The organism is Neorhizobium sp. S3-V5DH (genome assembly GCF_004343065.1).
Lineage (GTDB): Bacteria > Pseudomonadota > Alphaproteobacteria > Rhizobiales > Rhizobiaceae > Neorhizobium > Neorhizobium huautlense.
Window position 1 is genome coordinate 232873 of sequence record NZ_SMCL01000001.1, and the last position, 20411, is coordinate 253283.

At 62.3% G+C, this 20411-nt stretch carries 16 protein-coding genes; 8 read left to right on the top strand and 8 right to left on the bottom strand.

What is annotated here, in order from left to right; genetic code table 11:
* Positions 1-8: 8 nt before the first annotated feature.
* Together EDE09_RS01195 and EDE09_RS01200 are read left to right on the top strand one after the other, a co-directional pair.
* Positions 9-662, top strand: coding sequence for a YitT family protein (locus EDE09_RS01195; RefSeq protein ID WP_245505051.1), 654 nt, complete (start codon positions 9-11; stop codon positions 660-662).
* Positions 662-1306, top strand: coding sequence for a YitT family protein (locus EDE09_RS01200; RefSeq protein ID WP_132408447.1), 645 nt, complete (start codon positions 662-664; stop codon positions 1304-1306). The genes EDE09_RS01195 and EDE09_RS01200 overlap by 1 nt, the downstream gene beginning before the upstream one ends.
* Before the next feature lie 10 nt (positions 1307-1316).
* Here EDE09_RS01200 and EDE09_RS01205 read toward each other — a convergent pair whose 3' ends face one another.
* Both EDE09_RS01205 and EDE09_RS01210 read right to left on the bottom strand, forming a co-directional pair.
* Positions 1317-1778: a carboxymuconolactone decarboxylase family protein gene (locus EDE09_RS01205; RefSeq protein ID WP_132408449.1), complete on the bottom strand. Its 462-nt coding sequence runs from the start codon at positions 1776-1778 to the stop codon at positions 1317-1319.
* A gap of 27 nt (positions 1779-1805) precedes the next feature.
* Positions 1806-2306: an Rrf2 family transcriptional regulator gene (locus tag EDE09_RS01210; protein WP_132408451.1), complete on the bottom strand. Its 501-nt coding sequence runs from the start codon at positions 2304-2306 to the stop codon at positions 1806-1808.
* 93 nt (positions 2307-2399) lie between these two features.
* On the opposite strand from EDE09_RS01210, the gene EDE09_RS01215 reads away from it, so the two are divergent.
* A complete protein-coding gene (locus EDE09_RS01215; RefSeq protein WP_132408453.1) occupies positions 2400-4922 on the top strand; it encodes a ligase-associated DNA damage response DEXH box helicase in 2523 nt (840 codons plus the stop codon).
* Between the two features lie 68 nt (positions 4923-4990).
* The gene (pdeM, locus tag EDE09_RS01220) at positions 4991-5686 is read left to right on the top strand and encodes a ligase-associated DNA damage response endonuclease PdeM (protein ID WP_245505052.1); all 696 of its coding nucleotides are present in this window, start codon (positions 4991-4993) and stop codon (positions 5684-5686) included.
* Here the strand turns inward: pdeM and EDE09_RS01225 are convergent, their stop codons facing one another.
* From EDE09_RS01225 to EDE09_RS01235, 3 genes are all read right to left on the bottom strand, one after another.
* Complete coding sequence (locus EDE09_RS01225) at positions 5687-6124, bottom strand: universal stress protein (RefSeq protein ID WP_105370559.1); 438 nt, start codon at positions 6122-6124, stop codon at positions 5687-5689.
* Positions 6125-6169: 45 nt separating this feature from the next.
* Positions 6170-7156, bottom strand: a complete 987-nt coding sequence (locus EDE09_RS01230; RefSeq protein WP_132408455.1) for an alpha/beta fold hydrolase — start codon at positions 7154-7156, stop codon at positions 6170-6172.
* A 143-nt stretch (positions 7157-7299) separates the two neighbouring features.
* A complete protein-coding gene (locus EDE09_RS01235) occupies positions 7300-7860 on the bottom strand; it encodes a dihydrofolate reductase family protein (RefSeq protein ID WP_132408457.1) in 561 nt (186 codons plus the stop codon).
* A gap of 93 nt (positions 7861-7953) precedes the next feature.
* On the opposite strand from EDE09_RS01235, the gene EDE09_RS01240 reads away from it, so the two are divergent.
* Positions 7954-8469 carry a helix-turn-helix domain-containing protein gene (locus EDE09_RS01240; protein WP_132408459.1) on the top strand — a complete coding sequence of 172 codons (516 nt, stop codon included), beginning with the start codon at positions 7954-7956 and terminating at the stop codon, positions 8467-8469.
* Here the strand turns inward: EDE09_RS01240 and EDE09_RS01245 are convergent, their stop codons facing one another.
* The 3 genes from EDE09_RS01245 to EDE09_RS01255 form a co-directional block, all read right to left on the bottom strand.
* The gene (locus tag EDE09_RS01245; protein WP_105370563.1) at positions 8470-9273 is read right to left on the bottom strand and encodes a TIGR02186 family protein; all 804 of its coding nucleotides are present in this window, start codon (positions 9271-9273) and stop codon (positions 8470-8472) included.
* On the bottom strand, positions 9273-10199 hold the full coding sequence (locus tag EDE09_RS01250; RefSeq protein WP_105370564.1) for a sulfite exporter TauE/SafE family protein: 927 nt from the start codon (positions 10197-10199) through the stop codon (positions 9273-9275). Before EDE09_RS01250 ends, EDE09_RS01245 begins: the two co-directional genes overlap by 1 nt.
* Positions 10200-10450: 251 nt before the next feature.
* The gene (locus EDE09_RS01255; RefSeq protein WP_132408461.1) at positions 10451-14311 is read right to left on the bottom strand and encodes an SEL1-like repeat protein; all 3861 of its coding nucleotides are present in this window, start codon (positions 14309-14311) and stop codon (positions 10451-10453) included.
* A 476-nt stretch (positions 14312-14787) separates the two neighbouring features.
* Here EDE09_RS01255 and EDE09_RS01260 point away from each other — a divergent pair, with 476 nt between their 5' ends.
* From EDE09_RS01260 to EDE09_RS01270, 3 genes are all read left to right on the top strand, one after another.
* A complete protein-coding gene (locus EDE09_RS01260; protein WP_132408463.1) occupies positions 14788-16581 on the top strand; it encodes an acyl-CoA dehydrogenase C-terminal domain-containing protein in 1794 nt (597 codons plus the stop codon).
* Positions 16582-16778: 197 nt separating this feature from the next.
* Positions 16779-17987: an acetyl-CoA C-acetyltransferase gene (locus EDE09_RS01265; RefSeq protein ID WP_112797329.1), complete on the top strand. Its 1209-nt coding sequence runs from the start codon at positions 16779-16781 to the stop codon at positions 17985-17987.
* Between the two features lie 175 nt (positions 17988-18162).
* Positions 18163-20379 (top strand): 3-hydroxyacyl-CoA dehydrogenase NAD-binding domain-containing protein, encoded by a 2217-nt coding sequence (locus EDE09_RS01270; protein WP_132408465.1) that lies wholly within the window; start codon positions 18163-18165, stop codon positions 20377-20379.
* The last annotated feature ends 32 nt before the right edge of the window (positions 20380-20411 follow it).

The window sequence follows — 20411 nt, forward strand, 5'->3', positions numbered from 1 at the left end:
GGTCGGAATTGGCCGGGCAGCAGAAGCAGGTTCAGAGAAAAAGCCTCGGCTTTTATAGCGCCGATCCGTCGCAGCACACACTCCTTGAGGACGGTCAGGGGCTTTTGACCGGCGCCATGGTGGCTGCCCTCGGCTTCTATTTCCTGAACAAGGTCGGCCTGCTCACCGGCGGCACTGCGGGCGTTGCTTTTCTTCTGCACTACGCCTTGGGTATTTCCTTCGGCCTCCTGTTCTTTATCGTCAACCTGCCGTTTTATTATCTTTCGTTTCGCCGGCTGGGGCTCGCCTTCTCGGTAAAGACCTTCGTCGCGATCGGGCTTGTCTCCGTGATCTCCGAGGTCGAGGGCCGCTTCTTTCTGATCGATTATCTGCATCCCTTCTGGGCGGCTCTGCTCGGCGGGCTGCTTCTCGGCTATGGTCTCCTGGCGCTATACCGCCACCGGGCGAGCCTCGGTGGTGTCGGCATCCTGGCGATCTACATCCAGGACCGGTTCGGCATCCAGGCCGGGCTGATCCAGCTTGCCTTCGACCTCTGCGTCATGCTCTGTGCCTTTGCGGTGGTCAGCCCGATGACCGTGGCCTGGTCGGTGGTCGGCGCTGTCGTTCTCAACCTCTTCCTGGCGATCAACCATCGCTCGGACCGCTATATCGTGGTGCGCTGATGTCGGATGCCGCAGCCAAGAAAAGCCCGGTCGGCTTTTGGGCCTCCAGCTCGGATAAACACTCGCCGCTGGAAGACATGCAGGGCGTGGTTGCCGGCAGCATGCTGGCGGCGCTTGGCGTGACGATGCTGGCCAAGGCGGAGTTCCTGATCGGTGGAACCGCCGGCCTCGGCTTTCTGATCCGCTACTCGACGGGCTTGAGTTTCGGTCTCGTCTTCTTCGCTCTCAATCTGCCGTTTTACTGGATCGCCTACAAGCGGCTGGGTCTCTCCTTCACGGTCAAGACCTTTGCAGCCGTCGCGCTGACCTCCGTGCTCACGGATTTCCTGCCGCAACTGATCGGCTTCGACCATATCAACCCGATCGCGGCCGCTCTCTTCGGCGGACTGCTGATCGGTGCGGGCATGCTGGCGCTCTTTCGTCACCGGGCTTCGCTCGGCGGCTTCGGCATTCTGGCGCTTTATCTGCAGGACCGCTTCGGCTGGCGGGCCGGCTTCGTGCAACTCGGGCTGGATGGACTGGTGCTGGCGCTCTCCTTCTTCGTCGCCAGCCCGTTTGTCATTCTCTGCTCGATTCTCGCGGCAGTGACCCTGAACCTGACGCTCGCGATCAACCACCGCACGGATCGATATATCGTTCGCTAGCTGTCCCCGGTCACGCAGCCTTGGCCGGCTGGTCGATCGGGTGAAGCGCGCGGAAGCCGACGCAGAGCCGGTTCCAGACGTTGATCACGCCGATTGCGACGGTGATCTTCATCATTTCCTCTTCCGAGAAATGCGCCTTCAGCACCTCATAGGCGCTGTCGGGAACATGGGTGTCGGCAACCTTGGTCACCGCATCGACCCAGGTCAGCAAAGCGCGTTCCTTCTCGTCATAGATCGGGGATTCTTCCCACACGCTCATCATGTTGATCCATTGCTCGGAAAGCCCGTCATGTCGGCTTTCCTTGACATGCATATCGACGCAATAGGCGCAGTGGTTGATGATCGAGGCGCGAAGCTTGATCAGATGGATGAAGCGGCGCTCGAGGCCGGATTTCTGGACGTAGTTTTCCAGATCAAGAACGGCCTTGTAGGCATCCGGCGAGGCCTTGGCGAAGTTCAAACGAGGCTGCATCGGTATTCTCCTTGGGTTGTGGCCGTCTCAACGGGCCGCTTTGCGTTCGTGGATTTCGAGGAAGGCGCAGCCGCGGGCGGCAATGCCGCCGTCGTCAGTGGCCTTCAGGTCCGCCAGGATGTCCGCGATCGTCACCTTGGCGAGTTCGGCGCGATAGGCTTTTTCGGCCTTCAGCATGGCGGCGTTGATGCCGCAGGGCTTGGCGAAATACCGCCCCGGCAGCGGGTTAGGGCCACGCTGACGGATTTCGGCGCAGCGAAAAGCCGGCGCAGGCCCTTCCACCGCCAGTACGATATCGAGCAGCGTGATCGCCTCGGGCGTCTTCGCCAACCGATATCCGCCTTTTGGGCCGGGCACCGTGCTGACCAGCCCGGCGCCGGAAAGCGCCTGCAGATGTTTCAGAAGATAGCTGGTGGAGACGCCGTGGAACTCCGCCAGGGCTGCGGCGGAAAGCACGCCGCCTTCGGAAACGCCCGAAAGCATGGTCATGCAATGGATCGCCTGTTCGATGCCGTCGCTGAGTTTCATGATCTGCTCCATATCATGGATATTCTTTATCCATGATTATGTGCTGACGTCAAGACTCTTCTTTTTTGCCGCCTTCCGCTTATCTTCAGGCTCGTGGATATCGTTGAAACCCAATCTTCCGGCCGTGATGCCGCGCTTCTGCCCCGGCCGTTCCTGAAATGGTTCGCCGAAAAGGGCTGGCAGCCGCGTGCGCACCAGCTCGAATTGCTTTCGCGCGCCACCGCCGGCGAAAGCGTGCTGCTGATTGCACCGACGGGTGCCGGCAAGACGCTCGCCGGTTTCCTGCCGTCGCTGACCGATCTCACCCGTCGCGGTAAGATCCCACCCGGCTCGGTCTTCACCGGCATCCACACACTCTACGTCTCGCCCCTGAAAGCGCTGACGGTGGATATAGAACGCAACCTGATGAAGCCGGTGACGGAAATGGGCCTAGCCGTCACGGTCGAAAATCGCACCGGCGATACCCCGCAAGCCAAGCGCCAGCGCCAGAAGCTCAACCCGCCGGACATTTTGCTGACGACGCCAGAACAGGTGGCGCTGCTGCTTGCGAACAAGGAAGCCGAGCGTTTCTTCAAGGACCTGAAATATGTGGTCCTCGACGAGCTCCATTCGTTGGTCACGTCGAAGCGCGGCCACCTGCTGTCCCTCGGTCTCGCCCGCATCCGCCGCCATGCGCCACAGGTGCAGACCATCGGCCTTTCGGCAACCGTCTCCGACCCGATGGACCTGCAGTGCTGGCTGGTGCCACAAGGCGAACATCCCGCTTCGCCCGCCGGCCTCGTCCATGTCACCGGCGGCGCCGCACCCGACATCACGATCATGAAGACGGAGGACCGCATTCCCTGGTCCGGCCATGTTTCCACCTATGCCATGCCGGAGGTCTATGAGGAGATCAAACGTCACAACATGACGCTGATCTTCGTTAATACCCGCTTTCAGGCGGAACTCCTCTTCCAGACGCTCTGGACGATCAACGAAGACAATCTGCCGATCGCGCTTCACCACGGCTCACTCGATGTCGGCCAACGCCGCAAGGTGGAAGCTGCCATGGCGGCGAACAAACTGCGCGCCATCGTCGCCACCTCGACGCTCGACATGGGCATCGATTGGGGCGATGTCGATCTCGTCGTGCATGTCGGCGCACCGAAGGGCGCCTCGCGGCTTGCCCAGCGCATCGGCCGCTCCAATCACCGCATGGATGAGCCGTCCAAGGCGATCCTGGTGCCTGCCAACCGCTTCGAGGTGATGGAATGCCAGGCAGCGCTCGATGCCAACTATCTCGGCGCTCAGGATACGCCGCCGGTAGGCGAAGGTGCGCTCGATGTCCTCGCCCAGCATGTTCTCGGCATGGCCTGCGCCGAACCCTTCGATCCGCTCGAACTCTACGAGGAGATCATTTCAGCCTCGCCCTATGCCGACCTCTCCTGGGAAATGTTCGAACGTATCGTCGATTTTGTCGCGACCGGCGGTTATGCGCTGCGCTCCTACGAGCGCTACGCCAAGATCAGGAAGACCAAAGAGGGGCGCTGGCGCGTTTCCAATCCTCAGGTCGCGCAGCAATACCGGCTGAACCTCGGCACGATCGTCGAGGCGACAGAGCTCAACGTCCGCCTCGTCCGGCGTGGAGCCAATGGTGCACTCGGGCGCGGTGGCATGTCGCTCGGCAAGGTCGAGGAATATTTCCTTGAGCAGCTCGTGCAGGGCGATACCTTCCTCTTCGCCGGCAAGGTGCTGCGTTTCGAAGGCATCCGTGAAAACGAGTGCCTCGTCTCTAACGCCTTTTCGCTGGACCCGAAGATACCGGCCTATGCCGGCGGCAAGTTCCCGCTCTCCACCTATCTCGCCGATCAGGTGCGCGGCATGCTCGCCGACCCCGATCGCTGGCAGAAGCTTCCCGATCAGGTGCGGGACTGGCTGAATATCCAGCTGGAACGCTCGATGCTTCCAAAGAAGGACGAACTGCTGATCGAGACGTTTCCGCGGGGAAAACGCTTCTTCATGATCGCCTATTGCTTCGAAGGGCGCCTGGCGCATCAGACGCTCGGCATGCTGCTCACCCGCAGGCTCGAGCGCGCCGGGGCTAGGCCGTTGGGTTTCGTTGCGACGGATTACTCGCTGGCCGTCTGGGGCCTGAAAGACATCGGCGCGATGATCAAGGCGGACCGGTTGAGCCTGTCCGACCTCTTTGACGAAGACATGCTGGGCGACGATCTGGAGGCCTGGCTCAATGAAAGCTACATGCTGAAGCGCACATTCCGCAATTGCGCCGTGATTTCCGGTTTGATCGAGCGCCGCCATCCGGGCAAGGAAAAGACTGGACGGCAGGTCACGGTCTCGACTGATCTCATTTACGACGTTCTCAGAAGCCACGAGCCGGATCATGTGCTTCTGGAGGCTACACGACGGGATGCGGCATCCGGCCTTTTGGATTTGAGCCGGTTAGGCGATATGCTGAAGCGAATCAGGGGGCACATTACCCACCGCGATCTCGACCGTGTTTCGCCGCTTGCCGTTCCGATCATGCTGGAGATCGGCAAGGAATCAGTACCGGGCGAGGCGCATGATGCGGTGCTGGAAGAGGCCGCCGAGGAACTGATAGCGGAGGCGCTCAGCTGATGCCCGCCGCACCATGGGAAGACATTGAATTGATGCATCGCCTCGGCCTGGCCGCCCGGACATTATCGATGACAGATGCGGCCTCGGGCGCGGAAGAGATTATCGTAAATGGCGTCCTCGCCGTGTGCGATCCGCTGGGCGGCTTGTACCTGCCGGAAACCGGCACGCTCGTTGTCTCCGACCTGCATCTTGAAAAAGGGGCAGCCTTTGCCCGCCGCGGCATGATGCTTCCGCCCTACGACACGGTTGCGACCCTCAATATCCTTTCGGCCGTCATCACCCGCTACGATCCGAAGCTCGTCATCTCGCTCGGCGACAATTTTCATGACCGGAAAGGCTCGAAATACCTTGCCCCCGAGCTTCGCGCGTTGATTGCCGGCATGGCGCGCGGCCGCGACTGGATCTGGATCAACGGCAACCACGATCCGGATGGCACGGTCGATCTGCCCGGTAGCTGCGCCGATGAACTGATTTATGGCGGCCTCGTATTCCGGCACGAACCGAGTCTGATTTCCGGCAAGGGCGAAATTGCCGGTCACCTGCATCCGTCGGCCACCGTCCGCCGCCGCGAAAAATCCGTCCGCCGCCCATGCTTTGCGAGTGACGGCAGCCGCCTGCTGATGCCGGCATTCGGCGTGCTCGCCGGCGGCCTTGATCTTCGTCATCAGGCGATGCATGGCCTCTTCGACCGGGAGAAGTTGGTCGCGCACCTGCTGGGCCGCGACCGCATCTATTCGGTCCGTTATACCAATCTGACCGCCTGATCAGCGATAAACCAGCACCGGCGTCTTGGAATGCGCCAGCACCTTCATGGTTACGCTTCCGAGCATGAAGGCCTTGAAGCCGGATCGGCCGTGAGACGCCATGGCGATGATGTCGCAATGTTGTTTCTCGGCAGTCTCGACGATGGTGCCGGCCGGATCCAGGCTCGTCAGCTTGAGGGTTTCGCAAGCGACCATGCGTTGCTTGGCCGCCTGGGTGGCGTCGGCCAGGATGCCGTCGGCGGCTTTGTTGTTGCTCTGGTCATAGGCCGCATAGGCAACTTCCAGGCCCGTCGGGTTGAGGGTCATCACCTGTAGCGGCTCCATGACGACAAGCACCGTCGCTTCCGCTCCGATCTCGCGGGCGAAATCGAGAGACTTTTCGAGCGCCTGCGTCGAAAGCGCCGATCCGTCGGTGGGGATGAGAACGTGTTTGTACATCTGAGGCCTCCGTTGTTTTGGATAGTATGGACGCCCGGCGCGATTCTACATTGATATTGCGCAATTTCGGTGGGCGAGGGAGGTGGCCTCGCTGTTATCCCAAGGGTTTACTCCATCCCGCAGCCAGCAAAGCGTATCGCGCCAGAAGCCGTCTGAATGACGGGAATGAAAAAGGCTGAAATGCCCTATTTCCCGAAGGCCGTAGTGGGCGGGCGATAAGAGGACCTGGTCCACGGCCGCATTGCGATAATAGCCGAGTGTCCGCTGGATTGCCGCCGGCGTGCCGATGTCGTCGTCTTCCACCGCCACCGCAAGGATCGCGGCCTTGACCGCGTCGAACCTTTTGATCACATCGGAGCGCTCCGTTGCAGGATGGGTGAGTTCCATTCGGGCGCGGCGAAAGCTCCATTCGTTGGCGACACCCGCCGGCAGGTCCTCCAGCCAGCCGAGCCGTTTTCCCGGGAAAAAGCCAACGAGCGCCGTCAGGACTGGCATGGTCACGTGCCATTTCAGAAACAATCGTATGCGATGGCCGGCGGCATAATCGGGCCAATAGGCATATTGCGCGCCCATGGTCAGCATACGGTCGATCCGCTCCGCCTTTGGCGAAAGCCCAGGCAGGTAACCTCCTATGCTATGGCCGACCACGTGGAGCGGTTGGTCGGGGCGGGCGAGATCCATATGCCGGAGCGCCGCGTCGAAATCTTGCTCGCCCCATTCCCGCCAGCGATAGCCGCACCCCTTGAGCGTCGCCGGCCGCGAAAGTCCGATTCCCCGGTAGTCATAGGTCAGGACATCGAAACCCTCCCGGCTCAGGAAATCCGCGTAATAATGATAGTAGCGGGCAAGAACGCCGGTGGCCGGATTGATGATGATGCTCGCAACTGCCGAACCATGCGCCGGCCAGAAATGGCCGTGCAACACGACGCCATCGCGGCAGGTCAGGCTGACCGCTTCGCCGGTTGGACGCGGTTTTGATGCCGCGCCGGCATCCGCAATGTCCGCGGTTTCGGCGGATTGGCTGTCGGTCATGGTATCCTCCTCCTGAACGGAGAATATTCGCAGCTCCTTGCAGCGCAATAAGCCAAAGGGAGAAGACAGAGCAGGAAGAGAATGGGATCGACCAAGAGGAAAGGTCGGCCAATCCCTACCGGCCCCTCAGTTCCTTCGCCATCTCAAACGGCCTTCCCGACCTCATAGTTCAGGATTACGGAGCCGTTGGCTGCTATGCTGGACGAGATCAGCTTCAATCCCGTCTGTTGCCCGGTTTGCTTGAAAAGCGGATTGCCCGAACCGAGCAGGACCGGCGCGATGCAGATGCGATACTCATCCACCAGACCGTCCTTCATCAGCGATGCCACCAATTCCGCGCTTCCGAAAACGAAGATCGTTTTGCCCTCTTCGGCTTTCCGCTTTTTCAGTTCGGAGGCGGGATCGCTGACGACCCGGCTATTGTTCCACGCGGCCTCCTTCATCGTCCTGGAGACTGCCAGTTTGGCAATGTTGTTCATGTATTCCTTGACCTTGGAGTCTTCCTCGGCCGTCGGCCAGTAGGCCGCCATGCCCTCATAGGTCTTGCGGCCGAAGACCAGCAAATCGCCTTCCTCCCCGAATTGCTCCGAAAGCTTTTCGAGCTCCGGCCCCCAGGCATGGTTGTGAAAGGCTAGATCCCAAGGCTTCTCGCCTTCGAAATAACCGTCAAGCGTCATCAGGTTCCAGACCACCAGCTTTCTCATCTCATTCCTCCCAATGTTAAACCAGTTGCGATTAGCAATCGGTTGAAAGTTAGCTAAACTGATTTTATAATGCAAGTAGTTTTGGAGAAGAAAATGCAAGACACCTATCGCTCGGGTTGCCCGATCAACCTCACTCTGGAAGTCCTGGGCGACCGCTGGAGCCTGATCGTCATTCGCGACATCATGTTCGGCAATCGCCGGCACTTCCGCGAGCTGCTGCAGAATTCGGAGGAGGGAATCGCCTCCAATATCCTCGCTGACCGCCTGAAGCGGCTGGTGGAGCGGGGACTGCTCTCCCGCGAGGACGATCCGAGCCACAAGCAGAAAGGAATCTACAGTCTGACGGAAATGTCCATTCGGCTCGTGCCGATCTTTGCGGAAATGGGCACCTGGGGTCGGCATTTCATGCCGGTGTCGGAAGAGCTTTCGATCCGGGCCCAGCTTCTGGAGGAGGGTGGCCGGCCGCTTTGGGAGGACTTCATGGAGGAGCTGCGCGTGCTGCACCTGCACGCGCCCCGCGATCCCTCCAAACCCTCCGTGTTCGACCGGCTGCGGGCGGCCTATCTTGAGGTCGTCGCCCGCAACATGGCGGCTGCATCCGCCGAGTGATCAATCCTTGCGGAACATCAGGCTTGCGCCCCAGCCGGTAACGACGGCGATCAGGACGCAGAGGAAACCATAGGCGAGCGGCCGCTCGTGGGCCGCGTCGGTGATCGCCTGCTCGATGCCGGTCTTCACCACCCGGAGCGGCAGCTCGCGCTGGGCAATCAGCTGCCCGCTCTTGAACAGGTAGGCGCGCACCATATGCATTCCGTCCGGGATGTTTGCAGGCAGCTTGACCGACGCACGGAACAGGCTGGACGAGACGAACCGCACGCCGCTTGTATCCCGCTGATAGAGGCCGTTCGCGAGCTTCAGGCGCCGATAGGCGTCGCGGAATTCCCTGATCGACCCGGAATCTGCGATATAGCCGACGGGATTGAGCGGCAGGTGCGCGATGCCGACGCCGATACTGTTGAGGCTCGGCGCTTCGTCGATGCTTTCGATCTGGCGGGTGCTGGCCAGCGAATAGCTTTCCGGCACCTGTTCGAAGGTCATCGATTGGGCGTTCATCCAGATGCCGAAGATGCGTTCCTTCCGGCGTACCGTCGCATAGTCCCTCGGGCCTTCTAGCGTCACGACGACGTCATACTGGCCGATGGCCAGGAACAGCTCGTCGGCATTGGTGAGAGCGCCGAAGATCGTCAGATCGGCCCCGCGAAAATCCGAGGCGATGGCGATTTCGCTTGTCGACGCCCCGATCTCGAGCCCTTCCTTCACCGTCGACGCCTCGCCCATCGGCACCTGCGCCGCAGCCGGTGGAGCGAACGCGAGGAGAGGCACGAGAAGGAGCGTTTGAAGCAGCCGGCGCATCAGTAGGAGAGCCCCCCGACCGCGACCGAATAGATCTCCTCCGGCGTCACGATGAGGCCGATCGCAAGGCGGATGCCGACGGCGAGCACGAGCAGCGCGAGCAGCGCGCGCAGCTGCTCGCCGCGCAGCTTTTGCCCGACGCGGACGCCGTATTGGGCGCCGATGACCCCGGCGATCATCAGGATCGTCGCCAGCACGATGTCCACCGAGTAGTTGGTGGCGGCCTGCACCATGGTCGTATAGGCCGTGACGAAGATGATCTGGAAAAGCGAGGTTCCGACGACCACGCTGGTGGGGATGCGCAGCAGATAGATCATTGCCGGCACCATGATGAAACCGCCGCCGACACCCATGATCGAGGTCAGCACCCCGATACCGAAACCGAGTGCGACGACCGGAATGGCGCTCAGATAGATCTTCGATTTCTTGAACCGCATCTTGAGCGGCAGCCGGTGGACCCAGTTGTGCTGGCCGGGACGTTTGAGCGGCAGCTGCTCGTTGTTCCTGGCGCGGCGCAAGGCCCGCAGGCTTTCCTGCAGCATCAGCGCCCCGATCGTGCTGAGCAGCACGACGTAGAGGAGTGAAATGAAGAGGTCGAGCTGGCCGACCCGGCGGAGCCACGAGAAGACCCAGACGCCGGCCGTTGCGCCGGCCAGACCGCCGACCAGCAAGACGCAGCCGAGCTTCATGTCCAGCGTGCCGCGCCGGAAATGGGTGATCGCGCCGGAAATCGACGAGGCCACAACCTGGTTCGCGCCGGTCGCCACCGCCACTACAGGCGGAATGTTGTAGAAGATCAGAAGCGGTGTGATCAGGAAACCGCCGCCGACGCCGAACATGCCGGAGAGGAAGCCGACGGCTGCACCCATGCCGAGAATGATGAAGATGTTCACCGACAGCTCTGCAATCGGCAGGTAAACAGTCACGGCCGAACCCCGACAAGGTAAAAAAACGCGACACCCCCGCGGACAGATCGCGATGTGGCTATCCACCCGCTGCGGTAATGGGAAATCAATCTCACATGCCGCGTGAACGGGGCATGAAGGGCTTCATCCGTCATGCTCCCGGCCACCGGCCGAGTCAAACCGCAAGTCTCAGATAAGGCGGCAGGTTTGCCGTTTTTGCGGCGGCGTGATGAATATGCCGCTTCTCCTCAAGTCCGGTCGGGTAAGTCGAGTTACTTGTTGCGCGCCAGAAGCTCCTTGACCAGCGCGTCGTTGATCTTGCCGGTCGGCTCCTGGCCGACGGAGGTCTGGAAGGCCTTGATCGCCGAAACCGTCTTGGCGCCCATCTTGCCATCCGGAGTACCAGCGTCGAAGCCGTTTTTGCCGAGGATCGCCTGGATGTTGCGGATCGCCTTTTCCATGTCGACCGAAGCGGTGGTGAGCGGTTTGCCCGAGGCCCATTCGTCGGGCAGGTTGACCGAGTTCGCCTTGGGATCGAGCGGCTTTACCTTCCATGCATCAGCCTTGGCGCGGGCGCTTTCGAGCTGCTCCTTGCGCATGGCGTTCGCCACCTCGTCGCGTTTCTGCGCCGCATCCTTGTCACCGTCCTTTGCAGCGACGGCGAACCACTTGTAGGATTCCTCGAGATCCTGCTTCGCGCCATTACCGCGCGCATAGAGGATCGCGAGGTTGAACTGGCTGTCGGAGACGCCGAGATCGGCGGCCTTGCCGAACCACTCGACGGCGGCGGCATAGTCCGGCTGGCCCGCGGCTCCGGATGCAAAGAGGACGGCGAGATTGTGCATGGCGCTCGCATTGCCCGCCTCGGCGGCCTGCTTGTAGTAGTGCAGCGCCTTGTTGACGTCGCGGGTGACGCCAGTGCCTTTCTCGAAAAGGTTGGCAACCCGGTATTGCGCCGGGGCAAGGCCGCGGTCGGCCGCAAGCTTGTACCAGTTGGCAGCTTCCGAGAGGTCGGCCTTGACGCCGCGTCCTTCGGTGAAGCGGGCGCCGATTTCGAAGAGCGCGTTGGGATCGCCGCCCGCTGCCGCATCTGCGAGCGACTTCGGCGCGATGTCTGCCGGGACAGCGATCTGCGCCGCTTCCGCCTTCTCGGGCGGTGTGAAGCCTTCGCTTGCTTGGACCGGGCTGCCTGCCGGCTGCACGGCGGAAATCTCGCCTGCTGCCGGTTGCGGATCGGTAAGGTGGCTGCCGGCGTCGATCTGTCGTGGAGGTTCGGCGGCTTCCGGCAGCGCGGCGTCCGCCTCGGCGCCGTCGGTTGCGGGCTGGGTCTCGATCTCCGAGGTGCCGCTGCTGCCGGTCACATTGGCAGGCGCCGCAGGCTGGGCTGGTGCTTCGATCCTGGCGGCAGGTGTTTCGGGTGCTTTCGCGCCGCTGGTAAGCGTCTTGGCAAGCGGCATCGCCATCAGGGCCAGAAGCACGGCGCCCACGGCCATCAGGATCGGGCGGCGATGCCGGGAAAGCAGGCTTCCGATGCCGCCGGCGGAAGGTTGAGCGGCTTTACGCATGTCTTTGGCTGGCGAGACCGGCTTTGCCGGATCGGCTTCCTGCGCGGCTGCCTTGGCCGCGCGACGAGCGGCTGCGATGTAATCCGCTTTGGCGGCACCGCTCGCCCGGTCTCCGTCGAAGTCGCCGGCAGCCTGACTGGCGCGGACCCGTTCCAGGATCTTCTTGACGTCGGGTGCGCCGGAACCCGGCTCCAGCAGATCGTTCTCGTGGTCGGGCGGCAAAACGTTCGACGGGTCGATCGACGGCGTCGGGTCGATGACGGCACGCACGTTTTTAGGAGCCGGTTCCTTGTGGCCGGGGAGGAAGCGGCGCGAAAGTCCGGCCAACAGGCTTGGCTTTGCGGTTTTCTCCGGCGTCGCGGCTTTCGGCTCGGCGTGGTCCGAATGCAGCATCACTTCAGCTTCCTGAGTGTCGCCGATGATCGTTTCTCGGGTGCCGAACGCTGAGGCCTGTGCTCTTGCCTCCTCGATCTCCTTGTCCGCAATCTCCAACGATGCGACGGCAAGCGGCGCCGCTGCCGGCATGACCGGCGCGGCCCGAACTTCCTGCCGTGCCGGCTCGGCATATTGGTGCTGGGGTTCCGCGTGGGCTGCCGCCGCAAGCCGCTCGTCTATGCCGTCCAGCCGGTCGGCAATCTGTACCAGCGTGCCGTGCAGGGCTTCGAAGGTTTGGTGCGTTCTTTCCTCGGAGTTACGTGTCAGGTCCTCGAGGTGCCGCAGGTCGTCGGCAAGCGCGGAAAGCGCCGCCATATCGGACGCCGCGACGGGGCTGCCGGCCGCGGTATTGCGGGAATAGGACTCGATCACCGCCTCGGCCGCCTGGCGGGCAGCCTCGATGATATATTCGTCATTGGTCGCCATGTAGCCTTCGATCGCGCTCATGCGGTCGTCGAAGTCGGCAGGCAGCGCGCCGGCGGCCGCCTGCGGTTGGCTGATGAGGGCGGAAAGATGAGCGATCTGGTCTTCCAGATTGCGCAATGCGCTTTCGTCGCCGCGCGGTGCGGTCGTCGCGTCGTCGAGGCGTGCGGCTATGTCGCTCAGCCTGTCCTCAATCCGTCCGAAGGCCGTCTGGTCCAGCGCCGGCTGATTGCGCGGCTGGAAGTCCATTTCGTCGATTCGGCGGGCGAGGTATTCGAGCCGTTCGGCAAGCACGTCGTTGACCGTGCCCTGTTCCAGTCCGTCGATCTTGCGGGAAATATCGGCGAGATGATCGGAGAGATCGGATTGCTGGACGGGCCTGTGCGCCTGTTCCATGAGCAGCGAAAGCTGCTCAAGCCGCTCCTCCAGGCGCGTGCCGGCCTGTTCGTCGGAAAGCTCCTCGATGCGGACCGTCAGCGCCTCGATGCGGGCGGACAGCGCCTCGGTCGGATCGGCCCGGCGGCTGGTCGCGTGGGTCATCGTCTCGATCTGGTCGGAGAGCACATTTATCCGGCCCTCGAGCCGCTGCAGGAACGACTGGTCAATGGAAGCCGCTGCGGAAGCCCGGCCGCCGACAGCGATGGCGCGGCTGATTTCGTCGAGCCGCTGGTCGAGGCTCGCGAACTGTTCGGCAATGATCGCGTCATTGGGCTGCATGCGCGAACCGAGCTGCTCCATGGCGCTCGCCACTGCGATCAGCTTCTGTTCGAGTGCCCGGATGGCGGGGCTGTCGCTCATCTCGCCGAGCTGGCCCTTGATGTCGTCGATGCGATAAGCAAGCGCGATCAGCTCCTCGCGAAGAGCCGCTGAATCGAGGTCATGCATCCGCTCTTCAAGACCCTGCCAGTGGCTTTCCATCCGGCGGACCGAATCTTCGCGGGCAAGCCCTTCCATGACGGAGCGCAGCTCCTCGAACTCGGCGCGCAGGTCGGCGGCTTCCGGCGTTGCCTGATACCCCAGATGGTCGATGCTCTCGGCAAGCCGGGCAAGGTCGCTGCGCAGGTCGTCTGCAAACCGCTGGTCCTCGGCGATCGACCGTATCGAGCGGATCTCGCCGCGAAGCGCGTTCATTTCCCGGGCGACGCCCTCGGAGATGTCCTGTTTTAAGTCCTGGCGAAGACTGATCAATGCCTGGGCAATGTCGCGAAGGCCGTCGGCCTGTTGAGGCTGCGGCGCTTGTGGACGTGGCTGGGGTGAGGCGCGTCGGGTATCTTCGTGCAGAGCGCGCGGCTCGTGGTGACGGGCCGGTTCCGTGCGGAGCACCGGACGATCGGATGGTCTATGGGCTTCCGGCGGCCTGATCTCGTTGCGGGGGGGCTCGGCATAACGGGGCTCCTCGCGCCGCCGCTCGGGCATGGACGTACGCTCCGGCCTTGCGCCACGTCCGGCGTCGAGGATGCGCTGGCGCTCGCGGATTTCGGCGAGCGGATCGCTGGCTGGCATACGGTTCGAAGCGGCCTTGCGCGGCTCGGACGCCCGGACTTCCTGCCGTGGGCCCCGATAATCGCCGGCCTTCGGCTGAGGCCCCTCGCGGCCCTTTCCCGACATCAGTCCTTCGATACGAGCCTCCAGCCCTTCAATGGTGCGGTTCAACGCATCCAGGGAGGAGCGGTCGCCATGACGGTGAGAGGTCGATCGTGATCCGTTCATTTGCTCGCTCGTTTCGACGTTGCTCCTGCAGGCTCTCGCCAGGGCCGGTCGGAGGGCTCTCCCTCCATCAAATTCAGCCGCATGTTCGAGATCGCCTACGCAAGACTTGCCATCCGGCGAACGTGGCATCCCTTGCGGATCAATGCTCTGCGTCGCGCCAAGGTCCACTATTTCCCGAAACGTGGTAAACAAGCCGTTAATCCGGCCGAAAATTTTAACCTTTTCGGCGTCCATGGCCTCTTTTGTTGTGATGCGGTTTCGCTTGCTGGCCCTATCTTCCCGCCTCTCGCATCCAGCTTGGCGACCGCTCGAGGTATTAACCGGATGTCGGAGGAGGAGAAGAGAGGATGAGCCGCGACGAAAAAATCCCGCTGTTCACATTTGACGTTTACGCAAACGTCAATTATTCATAGTGACGGAATGCGGGCCCGCCATGAGCCGAAGGCCCGGGACGAGGATATGGAGGAAGCTCGACCATGCCAGTGTACAAGGCGCCGGTAAACGATACGCTTTTCATCTTGAACGATGTGCTGGGGCTGGAGCGCTATGGCAACCTTCCAGGTTTTGCCGATGCCACGCCTGATATGCTGGAAGCCATTATCGGCGAAGCCGCCAAAGTGGCGGAAGATGTTCTCTTTCCGCTGAACCTTTCCGGTGATCAGGAAGGCTGTACCCGCCACGACAATGGTACGGTATCCGTGCCGAAAGGTTTCAAGGAAGCCTATGACCAGTATTGCCAGGCCGGCTGGATTGGCCTTGCCGTTCCAGAGGAATTCGGCGGCCAGGGGCTTCCCTATACGCTGCATGCTGCCGTCGGCGAATATATGTCCTCCGCCAATATGTCGCTGATGATGTATCCAGGCCTCACCCAGGGCGCGATTGCAGCAATCCTCGTTCACGGTTCGGAAGAGCAGAAGCAGACCTACCTGCCGAAGATGGTCGAAGGCACCTGGTCCGGCACCATGAACCTTACCGAGCCTCATTGCGGCACCGATCTCGGCCTTCTGCGCACCAAGGCGGTTCCGCAGGCCGATGGCTCCTACAAGATTTCCGGCCAGAAGATCTTCATCTCCGCCGGTGAACACGGCATGACTGACAACATCGTGCACCTGGTTCTCGCCCGCATCGAGGGCGCGCCGGAAGGCACCAAGGGCATCTCGCTGTTCATCGTGCCGAAGTTCATGGTCAAGGAAGACGGTTCGCTCGGCAAGCGCAACGGCGTCACCTGCGGCGCGATCGAACACAAGATGGGCATCCACGGCAATTCGACCTGCGTCATGAACTATGACGAGGCGACCGGCTACCTGATCGGCGCCGAGAACAAAGGCCTTGCTGCGATGTTCGTGATGATGAACGAGGCGCGTTTGGGCGTGGGCCTGCAGGGTTTGGCGATCGCCGAAACCGCTTACCAGAACGCCGTCATGTATGCCCGCGAACGCATTCAGGGCCGCTCGCTTTCCGGTCCCAAGGCGGCGGACAAGAAAGCTGACCCGATCATTGTCCATCCCGATATCCGCCGTTCGCTGATGACGATCCGGGCATTCAACGAAGCGGGCCGCGCCTTCCTGCTGTGGACGGCGCTGAAGTCGGATATCGCGCACCGCTCGGAAGACGCGGCCGAGCGCCAGAACGCCGACGATCTCCTCGGCCTCGCGACTCCCATCCTCAAGGGCGTCATGACCGACAAGGGCTTCGACCATGCCGTCATGGCCCAGCAGGTCTTCGGTGGCCACGGCTATATCGAAGAACACGGCATGAGCCAGTATGTCCGCGATGCCCGCATCACCATGATCTACGAGGGCGCAAACGGTATCCAGGCACTCGATCTGGTCGGCCGCAAGCTGGCGCTGAATGGCGGCCGCGCCGTCATGGCGATGTTCAAGGAGATCGGCGATTTCTGCGAGGAAAATCGCGCCGACGAGCAGATGGCACCGTTCACGAAGGCGCTCAAGAAGGGCTTGAACGACCTGCAGGCCGCAACCATGTGGTTCATGCAGAATGCTATGGCCAAGCCCGACAATGCCGGCGCCGGCTCGACCGATTACATGCACCTCTTCGGCCTTGTGACGCTTGGCTATATGTGGGCAAGGATGGCGAAGACCGCGCAGGAAAAGCTTGCTGCCGGCGACGCCCGCGCAGACTACCTGAAGAACAAGCTGGTGACTGCGAAGTTCTTCATGGAAAAGATCATGCCTGAAACGGCAATGCGCAAGACCCGCATCGAGGCCGGTGCCGACAGCCTGATGGAACTGGCAGCCGAGGCGTTTTGATTAGGGTCCTTCTTCTCCCCAACGGGGAGAAGGTGGCCCAAAGGGCCGGATGAGGGGTGAGAAGCGGTCGGCGCAGCCGACGAAACGATCCAGTGAATCGTTTCGAGCGCCGAACGCCCTGAGCTTGAGCGAAGGGCCGGGCTGCCGGTCCCACAGAATTCTACGGCGCCACATGCGCCACCCAGGGAGATGACACCATGACCGAAGTCTTCATTTATGACCACGTCCGCACCCCGCGCGGCCGCGGCAAGAAGGACGGGGCGCTGCACGAAGTGCCGTCCGTCCGCCTCGCCGCCAAGGCGCTCGAAGCAATCCGAGACAGGAACGGCCTCGACACGACGACCGTCGACGACATCATCATGGGCTGCGTCGATCCGATCATGGATGCAGGCGCCGTCATCCCCAAGGCCGCAGCCTTCGAGGCCGGCTATTCGACCAGGGCGCCCGGCATGCAGATCTCCCGCTTCTGCGCCTCGGGCCTCGATGCGGTCAATTTCGCGGCCGGCAAGGTCGCGGCCGGTTCGGACGACATCGTCATCGCCGGCGGCGTCGAGTCGATGTCGCGGGTCGGCATGGGCATGTCCGGCGGCTCCTGGTACATGGATCCGTCGGTCAACTTCCCCGCCTACTTCATGCCGCAGGGCGTTTCGGCCGATCTGATCGCCACCAAATACGGCTTCAGCCGCGACGACGTCGACGCCTATGCCGTCGAAAGCCAGAAGCGCGCCGGCGCTGCCTGGGATGCCGGCTACTTCAAGAACTCGGTCATTCCGGTCAAGGACCAGAACGGTCTGACCATCCTCGACCGCGACGAGCACATGCGCCCGACCACCGACATGCAGTCGCTCGCCTCGCTCAACCCGTCCTTCCAGATGCCGGGCGAGATGGGCGGCTTCGAAGCCGTCGGCATCCAGGCCCATCCGGAGATCGAGAAGATCAACTACGTCCACCACGCCGGCAATTCGTCCGGCATCGTCGATGGCGCAGCGGCTGTCCTGATCGGCTCCAGGGCCGGCGGCGAAAGCATGAACCTGAAACCCCGCGCCCGCATCCGCCACTTCGCCAATATCGGTTCCGATCCGGCGCTGATGCTGACCGGCCCGGTCGACGTCACCGAGAAGCTTCTGAAGCGCTCCGGCATGAAGATCTCCGACATCGACCTCTTCGAGCTCAACGAAGCCTTCGCCGCCGTGGTTCTCCGCTACATGCAGGCCTTCGAGATTCCGCATGACAAGATCAACGTCAACGGCGGCGCGATCGCCATGGGCCACCCGCTCGGAGCGACCGGCGCAATGATCTTAGGCACGGTGCTGGACGAGCTGGAACGCCGCGACCTCAACACAGCGCTGGTAACCCTCTGCATCGGCGCCGGCATGGGCACGGCGACGATCATCGAAAGGGTTTGAGGGGTTAGCCCCCTCATCCGCCTGCCGGCACCTTCTCCCCGAGGGGAGAAGAGGAATTGCCGCAACGCCTCCGATCCTCCTCCCCCGCGGGGAGAGGGTGGCCGAGCGAAGCGGAGGCCGGGTGAGGGGGCGGTACGGCACGCCAAAAGATTTTCAGGGAAGAGGAAATCCCATCATGAGCACCTACAAGAACTTCACCGTAGAAACCGACGCGGACGGCATTGCACTCGTCACCTGGGACATGCCGGAAAAGTCGATGAACGTCTTCACCATGGAGGTGATGGACGAGATCGACCAGATCGTCGATGCGACCGTGGCGGATAGCGCCGTCAAGGGTGTCGTCTTCACGTCCGGAAAATCGTCCTTCTCCGGCGGCGCCGATCTCACCATGATCAAGTCGATGTTCTCGATGCTCGCCGAAGAGCAGGCGAAGGACCCGGCGACGGCCGCCCAAAAACTCTTCGATGCCGCCGGCCGCATGTCCTGGCTGTGGCGCAAGGTCGAGACCAACGGCAAGCCCTGGGTTGCCGCCATCAACGGCACCTGCATGGGCGGCGCGTTCGAACTGTCGCTCGCCTGCCATGGCCGCGTCGCCGCCAACTCCAAGTCGGTGAAGATCGCGTTGCCGGAAGTCAAGGTCGGCATCTTCCCGGGCGCCGGCGGCACCCAGCGCGTGCCGCGGCTGGCGAATGCCCAGGACGCCCTGCAGATGATGACGACAGGTTCGTCGCTGACGGCCCAGCGCGCCAAGGCCATGAACCTCGTGCACCAGGTCGTCGAGCCCGCCGAGCTCATCAATGCCGCCAAGCAGATGATCAAGGACGGCCTGAAGCCCGTCGCCCCCTGGGATGAAAAGGGCTTCAAGGTTCCCGGCGGCGGCATCTGGACGCCGGCCGCAGCCCAGCTCTGGCCAGCCGCGCCTGCGATCCTGCGGCGCGAATCCGCCGGCAACTATCCCGGCGCGCTCGCGATCCTGAAATGCGTCTATGAAGGCCTGCAGCTTCCCTTCGACACGGGCCTCAAGGTCGAGCAGCGCTATTTCACCGAGATCCTGCGCACGACGGAAGCGTTTTCGATGATCCGCTCGCTCTTCGTCTCCATGCAGGAACTCGGCAAGGGCGCCCGCCGCCCGGCCGGCCCGCCGAAGACGGAGTTCAAGAAGGTGGGCGTCGTCGGCGCCGGTTTCATGGGCGCCTCGATCGCCTATGTGACGGCGGCAGCCGGCATTCCGGTCACCCTCATCGACCAGACCCAAGAAGCCGCCGACAAGGGCAAGGCCCATTCCGAAAAGCTGGTGGCCGAACAGGTCGGTAAGGGCCGCATGACCAAGGAAGAGGGCGAAAAGCTGCTTTCGCTCATCACCCCGACGCCCGATTATGCCGCCCTTTCCGATGCCTCGCTCGTGGTCGAAGCGGTGTTCGAGGACCGCGCCGTCAAGAAGGCGGTGATCGAGCAGGTGGAAGCGGTCATTCCGGAAACCACCATTTTCACCTCCAACACCTCGACCCTGCCGATCACTGGCCTTGCGGAAAATTCCAGGCGCCCCGACCAGTTCATCGGCGTGCATTTCTTCTCGCCGGTCGAGAAGATGATGCTGACCGAGGTCATCCTCGGCGAAAAGTCGGGCGACAAGGCGCTCGCCGCAGCGCTCGATTACGTCGCGGCCATCAAGAAGACCCCGATCGTCGTCAACGACACCCGCGGCTTTTATGTCAACCGCTGCGTCTTCCGCTACATCAACGAAGCCTATGACATGCTGATCGAAGGCGTTCCGCCTGTCATGATCGAAAACGCCGCGAAAATGGCCGGCATGCCGGTCGGCCCGCTGTCGCTGAACGACGAGGTCGCCGTCGATCTTTCCCAGAAGATCATGAAAGCCTCGATCGCCGATCTCGGCCCCAACGCCGTCAAGCCGGAGCATATGGCCCTCATCGACCAGATGGTGGACGTGCTCGACCGTCGCGGCCGCAAGAACGGCAAGGGTTTCTACGAATATCCGGCGAAGCCCGCCAAGAAATATCTCTGGCCGGAACTGAAGACGCTCTACCCGCAGAAAAAGGCCGAGGAGGTGGACGTCAACGTCCTGAAGCAGCGCCTGCTGGTGACGATCGCGCTCGAAGCCGCCCGCACGGTGGAAGAAGGCATCGTCACCGACCCGCGCGAAGCCGACGTAGGCTCCATCCTGGGCTTCGGCTTCGCCCCCTATACCGGCGGCACGCTCTCCTACATCGATGGCATGGGCGTGAAGAATTTCGTCGCGCTCTGCGAAAAACTGGCCGCGAGCTACGGCCCGCACTTCAAGCCGACGGAACTGTTGAGGGATATGGCCGCGAAGGGTGAGACGTTTTACGGGCGGTTCGACCCGTATGGGAAGGTGAGGGAGGCGGCGTGAGCTGCCTTCCCGCACTCGTCAAAGCTCACTTG

Excerpts from the sequence above, each read along its gene's own strand:
- EDE09_RS01235 (WP_132408457.1), bottom strand. The coding sequence starts at position 7,860 with ATGAGAAAGCTGGTGGTCTGGAACCTGATGACGCTTGACGGTTATTTC.
- EDE09_RS01255 (WP_132408461.1), bottom strand. The coding sequence starts at position 14,311 with ATGAACGGATCACGATCGACCTCTCACCGTCATGGCGACCGCTCCTCC.
- EDE09_RS01225 (WP_105370559.1), bottom strand. The coding sequence starts at position 6,124 with ATGTACAAACACGTTCTCATCCCCACCGACGGATCGGCGCTTTCGACG.
- EDE09_RS01205 (WP_132408449.1), bottom strand. The coding sequence starts at position 1,778 with ATGCAGCCTCGTTTGAACTTCGCCAAGGCCTCGCCGGATGCCTACAAG.
- EDE09_RS01240 (WP_132408459.1), top strand. The coding sequence starts at position 7,954 with ATGCAAGACACCTATCGCTCGGGTTGCCCGATCAACCTCACTCTGGAA.
- EDE09_RS01200 (WP_132408447.1), top strand. The coding sequence starts at position 662 with ATGTCGGATGCCGCAGCCAAGAAAAGCCCGGTCGGCTTTTGGGCCTCC.
- pdeM (WP_245505052.1), top strand. The coding sequence starts at position 4,991 with ATGACAGATGCGGCCTCGGGCGCGGAAGAGATTATCGTAAATGGCGTC.
- EDE09_RS01230 (WP_132408455.1), bottom strand. The coding sequence starts at position 7,156 with ATGACCGACAGCCAATCCGCCGAAACCGCGGACATTGCGGATGCCGGC.
- EDE09_RS01260 (WP_132408463.1), top strand. The coding sequence starts at position 14,788 with ATGCCAGTGTACAAGGCGCCGGTAAACGATACGCTTTTCATCTTGAAC.
- EDE09_RS01210 (WP_132408451.1), bottom strand. The coding sequence starts at position 2,306 with ATGAAACTCAGCGACGGCATCGAACAGGCGATCCATTGCATGACCATG.
- EDE09_RS01265 (WP_112797329.1), top strand. The coding sequence starts at position 16,779 with ATGACCGAAGTCTTCATTTATGACCACGTCCGCACCCCGCGCGGCCGC.
- EDE09_RS01270 (WP_132408465.1), top strand. The coding sequence starts at position 18,163 with ATGAGCACCTACAAGAACTTCACCGTAGAAACCGACGCGGACGGCATT.
- EDE09_RS01245 (WP_105370563.1), bottom strand. The coding sequence starts at position 9,273 with ATGCGCCGGCTGCTTCAAACGCTCCTTCTCGTGCCTCTCCTCGCGTTC.